A 6,612-nucleotide genomic window follows, 5' to 3' on the forward strand; every position below is an offset into this window, starting at 1 on the left:
CCCGATGTCCTGGTCGATCTTCTCTATCGGCAACGAGGTGTCGGTCCCGTATGCCTATTACCGGCTTGGGGTGCTGCCTCGGCGATTGACGGCGCGAGCCGATAGCGTCGACGACCGATTCGCTGCAATCTTCTACGGCCGCGCCGCAATGAATGTCACACACCTGCGACAGATCGCTGATCTCACGCCGGGAACCTCCGGGGATGCAATGGAAGAGCAACTCCTCGGTTCGGTGCGCGAAGGGGTACAAAGCCAGAACTCCTCGCGCCGCTTGCCGTTCGTGTTGGCGCGCTTCCCCATAGAGGCCGCTGGACTCCCACTGCGGTTAAGGCGCCTCCACCGTGATCAGCACCGGTGGTGGACTGCGGTGACTCAGAGCTCGCCGACCTGTGGCCTGCGCTTGTTGGCGCACGCGGTCGATAAGTTCGACGCCGCCATGCGCATTCATATGATCGCGGTGGTTGTCACGCAGGCGCTTTTCGAACAGCTCACGCGTCTGGCGCGCGCGGCCGGTGACCCGGGCCTGGTAGCCCAATTAGCGGCCGGCTATGGGAATTACGAAGAAGCTCGGATGGTCGCCGAGCTCTGGAATGTCTCCCGTGGAGCACTGTCGGTCGATGCCTTCATCGCACGCTATGGTTTCCACGGCCCGGAGGAAGGCGAAATCTCGTCGATCTCGTGGCGTGAGGACCCCAGTCTGGTGACCTCAATTGCCGAACGGTACGCGCACCATGGCGTCGAGGATCGCGCCACCGAGCAGGCGGACCGTCGTGAACGACGAATCGTCACCGAGCAGTCGTTGTTGGCGAATCTACCTGGACCCCAACAGATCAAGGCACGAGCCGTGCTGCGGCTCGGGCAGCGGTATCTGCCCCTACGGGAAGTGGGCAAGGGCGCCTTCCTGATGGCGCTTGACGTCGCGCGGTTCGCTGCCCGGCGTTATGGTGCCGAATTGGTCGCGGAGGGAGCGCTGGCCCAGCCCGATGACGTCTTTGCTTTCACCGTGCCCGAAGTCCTGCGCGGACTCGATGGTGCGCGAGGAGATCTGCGGGAGGTTGCTGCGCGACGGCAGGCCAAACGGGTGGAGTACCAAAAGCTGAGCTTCCCGGACCGTTGGGAGGGCATGCCCCAGCCGCGCATTGGTAGAGCCACGTGCGTAGAGGTGCGGGCGGGGGACACCATCACCGGGGTGTCAGTGACGGGCGGTGTGGTCGAGGGAACTGCCCGGGTGGCCGTAAGCTTGGAGGTTGCCGAGGAACTCGAACCGGGAGAGGTCCTGATCTGTGAGGTGACCGACCCAAGTTGGTGCGCGCTGTTCCCGCTCGTGGCCGGAATGGTCGTCGACATTGGCGGTCCCCTCAGCCATGCGGCGATCGTAGCCCGTGAGATGGGCATTCCCTGTGTGGTGAACACCGGGGACGCTGTTACCCGGATTTCCACGGGGATGCGCATCCGGCTGGATGCCACCAATGGTGTTGTCGTCGTGCTGGACGCCAGTGCCGCGCCATCCGTGCGCGACTAAGGTTCTCGAGCCCTGATCGGGCGCTGCTGTCTCGACTGCTGGACGTCTATCAATCCCGGAGGCGTAGCACGACTTTGCCTTTGGCGGTGCGATTTTCCAAAGATGCGACCGCGGCGGCGGCCTCATCGAGCGGATAGACCACTGGCTCGGGGGGATGCAACTGACCCGAGCCGAGCAGCGGCCCCACCGCCGCCCATTGCTCGGCCAGCGCGTCGGGGTGCGTCAGCGTCCAGGCGCCCCAGCCAACACCGAGCAAGTCAATGTTGTTGAGCAGCAGCCGGTTTACCTTCACGGTGGGAATCTCACCGCCGGTGAAGCCGACTACCAACATCCGTCCCCCGGGGACCAGCGAGCGCAGCGAATCCGTGAACCGGTCGCCGCCGACCGGGTCGAGGACAACGTCGACGCCGCGGCCGCCGGTCAACTCCTTTACCGCGTCCTTGAAGCCCTCGGCCAACACCACGTCGGTCGCGCCGGCCGCCGTGGCGATCTGGCCCTTCTCCTCGGTGCTGACCACCGCGATGGTGCGAGACGCGCCGAGCACTGATGCCAGCCGCAGCGCCGACGTTCCAATCCCGCCGGCCGCCCCATGCACCAGCACCGTCTCGCCCCGCTGCAACCGGCCTCGAACACTCAGCGCGAAGTACACGGTCAGATCGTTGAACAGAACGCCGGCGTCCGCCTCGAAGGTCACGTTGTCCGGCAGCTTGAACGTTCTGTCGGGTTGCAGGACCGCCACTTCGGCCATGCCGCCAGTGAGCATCGTCAGACCCACGACTCTGTCGCCGGCACGGATATGTGCGGTGTTTGGTGCGGACCGCACCACCCCGGCGATCTCCGATCCGAGCACGAACGGCGGCTCCGGTCGGTACTGGTAGAGGCCGCGGGTGAGCAATGCGTCCGGGAATGCCGCGCCTGCGGCGTGCACGTCGACGACGATGCCATCCCCGGTGGGCTCCTCGACGTCAGTCACCTCGATCCCGTCCGGTCCGACGAGCCGAGTCACCTGTGCCGCGCGCATGCTACCTCCGTCAGTGGGGCCTGTATCGGCGTCAGCTGCCCATCGAATCCAGCGCTTCTCGTCGGACGGCCCGGCGCTAGGTCGCGATCTGCGCGTATTCCGTGCTGTACCGCCTATGGGCGGCGGCAGTGAGGTCGGGCAGGAACTGGGTGGGCCAGTTGCCGGGTGCGGGGGAATAGGAGCCGAGCACCCGTCGGGCGACAATGTCCTGGTGGACCTCGGTCGGCCCGTCCATGAGGCCATAGGTCGGCACTGATTGCCATAGCCGTGCCAGGGGGGTCTCGTTGGACGCGCCGAGCGCGCCGTGCAGGTGCAGTGACCGTTCGACGACGTCGTGGGCTACGCGGGCCATGGCGACCTTGCACGCGGAGACGTGCTGCATGGCTGCGACAGGACCGTGGGTGTCCATCTGCCATGCGGCATGTAGCACCAGCAGGCGGAACTGTTCGAGCTGGATGTAAGAGTCGGCGATGCCGGCCCGAACGACAGGATTGTCGGCGAGGGTTCCACTGAAAGTCGTGCGGGACAGGGCTCTTTCGCAGTGCATGTCAAATGCGCGCTTGGCGAAGCCGATACTGCGCATCGCGTGGTGCAGTCGGCCGCCGGCGAGGCGGGCCTGTGCGATGTGGAAGGCTTTGCCCCGCTCGCCCAACAGCGCATCGGAGCCGACGCGGACGTCGGTGTAACGGATATGCGGGTGGTTGCCGACGCCGAGGGGATCGCCGATCGTGCCTGTTTCGCGGATCCGTTTGATGCCGGGGGTCTCGGCAGGCACCAGGAACATCGACATCCGTTCGCGGTGTCCGGCGTCTGGATCGGTCACCGCCATGACGATGAAGAATGCCGCGTTGCGCGCATTGGAGGTGAAATACTTCTCCCCGTTGATGATCCAGTCCTCGCCATCTTGCACCGCACGGGTGCGGAACAGGCGCGGGTCGGCGCCACCGTGGGGCTCGGTCATCGAGAAGGACGAGAAGATCTCACCATCCAGCAGGGGTTGCAGGTAGCGCCGTTTCTGTTCGTCGGTGCCGAACTTGGCCAGGATCTCGGCGTTGCCCGTGTCGGGTGCTTGACAGCCGAAAACAACGGGACCCCAAGCCGTTCGGCCCAGGATCTCGTTGATGAGTGCGAGCTTGACTTGGCCGTAGCCTTGACCGCCGAGCTCCGGTCCGAGATGGCATGCCCACAGCCCTTGTTCGCGCACCTCGTTTTGTAGTGGCCGCACGATCTTGGCCAGCTCGGTCGACAGCGGCGCATAGATGACGTGCTCAGCCTGATGAGTCAAATGGTCGAGCGGCTCGACCTCGTTTCGGACGAATGTGTCCATCCAGTCGAGCTTTGCCTGAAATTCGGGTTCGGTGCTGAAGTCCCACATGCTATTTCGTCCCTAGCTTTCCGGATAGATCGACGTCGGCCACCTCAGAGCCCGTTCTCGGTGAAATCCGTTGCGGTGTCTAGCGACGGCCGAGTCCACGAGTTCAGTCACGAACAGGACCGTACAGGCAGATGAATTGAATTGCAATGCGGATGCATTAATCGATAGTATGACGGCATCATGTCTACCCGGGAACGTCTGCTCGCAGCAGCCGAGGAGCTTTATGGCGGGCAGGGAATCGATGCGGTCAGCCTGCGCGAGATTCAACGGGCTTCCGGGGTGAAGAACGCCACCGCGTTGCAGTATCACTTCGGCGACCGGGCCGGACTGCTGACGGCGGTGTTGGAAAAGCACAGCTATGACGTCGAGCTGCGCCGGCATGCACTCCTGGATCGCTACGAGGCGGCCGGTGACCAGAACGTACGCGCGCTCGCCGAAGCGCTTGTTCAACCGCTGGCGTCGAAACTGACCGAATCTACCGGCGGCTGCGCTTATCTATGCATCTACGCGGACGTGATGAACCGACGACAGCCGATCCTCCCACCAGGAGACGTCGAGGATCACGGAGACAGCATTGTCCGCTGGCGCCAACTCGTCGACCCCTTCCTGGACCGCACTGCTGCGCAGCTGCACCGGCGCCTTGTCGTCATACGTTTCGTCATCGGCGAGTTGGCACGCCGGGCCGCGACTGCGCCGCACACCGACGACCGGGTCTTCATCAGCCAACTCATCGACCTCGTTGTCGCCATGCTCACGGCCGCAGCGTCGCCCGAAACTCGTCGGATCGCCGAGTCACGCCGACACGACTAGAAAGTCGGGGCGCTGTCAGCCCGCTGGAACGAATGCCGGCAACAGAAACTCCCGCAGCATCTCCTCGTGCTGAGGATCTGAGGGGTCGACCAGATCGAGCCTGCCGATCAGGATCAATTGCTGAAACGCCAGCCAGGCGCATGCCTTATGCACGTCGATGCCCTCCCTCATCTCACCGTTGCGCTGAGCGGTGGCCATGATCGGGCTCCAAAGTTCATAAGTGAGGTCGATGACGGCTTTCGAGTTGCCCAATATGCCGGTGGCGAGGTTGAGATGTTCGGGGCTGACGAGCAGCCTGACCATTGGATCCCGGCGACCATGGTCGACCAGGTACACCATTCCCTTGACCAACTTGTCGGCAAACGTGGGCTGGGAGTCGAGGTAAGCACGGGCACGATCCAACAGCATCCTTGAGCGCCGGATCACGACAGCGAGGATCAAGCTGTCTCGGTCTGCGAAATAGCGGTAGACGGTCGCGCGAGTGACCGATGCTGCCCGTCCGATGTCGTCCATGGTCGTCTTGGCGACCCCATAGATCTCGAAGCATTTTTCGGCTGCGGCAATCAGCTGTTCCCGCGACTCCTCGACGGTCGCACCCAGTACGTTCCTCTGCGGAGGCACAGTGACCACTCCCTCATCGACGTTACGGTTCGGAGATCGAGTATCACATGTGCACTTATGTATTGCTGTCTTACGGCGACATTCCTCAGTACTACTGGCCAACACAGCTAGGGATCCTGCGGGCTTACGATACATGATACAATTCTCGTCGTAAGTTGCATGATACGGCGCGTCGCGTGGCGGACGGAGTGTTCGATGCAGGACCACAGCAAGGCGGACGTCAAGAAGCGGCTGATCGGGTTCATCGACTCGGGAACGACTGACTATGCCGCCTCGGAGGCCTACGTCCCCGCCGATGTGTTCTTCGATGAGGCGCGCCTTCGCCGCGAGGTGGACTTTGTCAGGACGATGCCGACGATCGTCGCGCATGGTTCCGAGCTGCGCGAGCCCGGGACGTTCGTGACTGTCGACTGTTGCGGAGTACCGATTCTCGTCGTACGGCAAGACGATGGCAGCCTCAAAGCGTTCAGCAATGTATGCCGGCACCGCGGTGCGAAGGTGGAGGAACAACCCGTCGGCCGCCGCAAGATGTTCAGTTGCCCGTACCACAGGTGGTGCTACAACAGGGACGGCTCAATTCGGGCCATTCCTTTCGACGACGGTTTCGCCGCGATCGACCGCGCGGCCCACGGGTTGATCGAGCTTCCCGCCGACGAATACGCCGGATTGGTGTGGGTTGTGCCTACGCCGGGCGAGCCGCTCGACATGGCGAAATTCGTTGGATCCGACCTTTCGGATGACGTCGCCGCGTCCGGCATCGCGAGCGCCGAACTTTATCGGCAGGAAACGTTCGTTGTTGACATCGAATGGAAAGTAGTGATGGATGGCTTCCTCGATGCGTACCATCTGCAATTCGTTCATCCACAAACGGTCGGGCCGTTTTTCCACACGAACATCTACACGTTTGACGCGTTTGGCAGGCATTCGCGTCTCTTCGTTGCTCGCCGTGGGATCGAAGACACTCGGGATGACGCTGCAGAATTGAACTTTGGCGACTACGCGATCGGCAATTTCACTGTGTATCCGGGTACCATCATGACGATCGAACCAAATCATTTCGAGATCTGGTCGGTCCGTCCGGACGGGACCGACTTTCGACGCTCCGTTGTGCAGTTGAGGTTCCTCGTTCCCGAGCTACCACGAACCGCCAAGCAATCTCACTACTGGGATAAGAATTGGGATCTCCTTGTCAAGACCGTTCGCGAAGAGGACTGGGTGGTTGCGAAGACAATTTCTGACGGCATCGCTCACGGCAACTTTGGG

The 6,612-nt window shown here is 62.7% G+C and carries 6 protein-coding genes; 3 read left to right on the plus strand and 3 right to left on the minus strand.

Translation table 11 applies throughout. The features are described 5' to 3' along the window. Positions 1 to 1,522, plus strand: a 1,522-nt coding sequence (locus WAN02_RS21390) for a PEP-utilizing enzyme (protein WP_422266222.1), incomplete at its 5' end; no start/stop codon positions are given. Between the two features lie 49 nt (positions 1,523 to 1,571). Here the strand turns inward: WAN02_RS21390 and WAN02_RS21395 are convergent. Continuing rightward, positions 1,572 to 2,543, minus strand: coding sequence for an NADPH:quinone oxidoreductase family protein (locus WAN02_RS21395; protein WP_422266223.1), 972 nt, complete (start codon positions 2,541 to 2,543; stop codon positions 1,572 to 1,574). 76 nt (positions 2,544 to 2,619) lie between these two features. After that, a complete protein-coding gene (locus WAN02_RS21400) occupies positions 2,620 to 3,918 on the minus strand; it encodes an acyl-CoA dehydrogenase family protein (RefSeq protein WP_422266224.1) in 1,299 nt (432 codons plus the stop codon). A gap of 180 nt (positions 3,919 to 4,098) precedes the next feature. Here WAN02_RS21400 and WAN02_RS21405 point away from each other — a divergent pair, with 180 nt between their 5' ends. Further along, entirely contained in the window at positions 4,099 to 4,728 is a 630-nt protein-coding gene (locus WAN02_RS21405; protein WP_422266225.1) for a TetR/AcrR family transcriptional regulator, read from the plus strand. A 15-nt stretch (positions 4,729 to 4,743) separates the two neighbouring features. Here WAN02_RS21405 and WAN02_RS21410 read toward each other — a convergent pair whose 3' ends face one another. Beyond that, on the minus strand, positions 4,744 to 5,349 hold the full coding sequence (locus tag WAN02_RS21410) for a TetR/AcrR family transcriptional regulator (protein WP_422266226.1): 606 nt from the start codon (positions 5,347 to 5,349) through the stop codon (positions 4,744 to 4,746). A gap of 297 nt (positions 5,350 to 5,646) precedes the next feature. Between WAN02_RS21410 and WAN02_RS21415 the strand changes: the two genes are divergently transcribed. Continuing rightward, on the plus strand, positions 5,647 to 6,612 hold a 966-nt coding region (locus WAN02_RS21415), incomplete at its 3' end, for an aromatic ring-hydroxylating oxygenase subunit alpha (RefSeq protein ID WP_422266227.1).

Origin of the sequence: Mycobacterium sp., from assembly GCF_049281135.1 — a bacterium.
Classification (GTDB): Bacteria; Actinomycetota; Actinomycetes; order Mycobacteriales; family Mycobacteriaceae; genus Mycobacterium.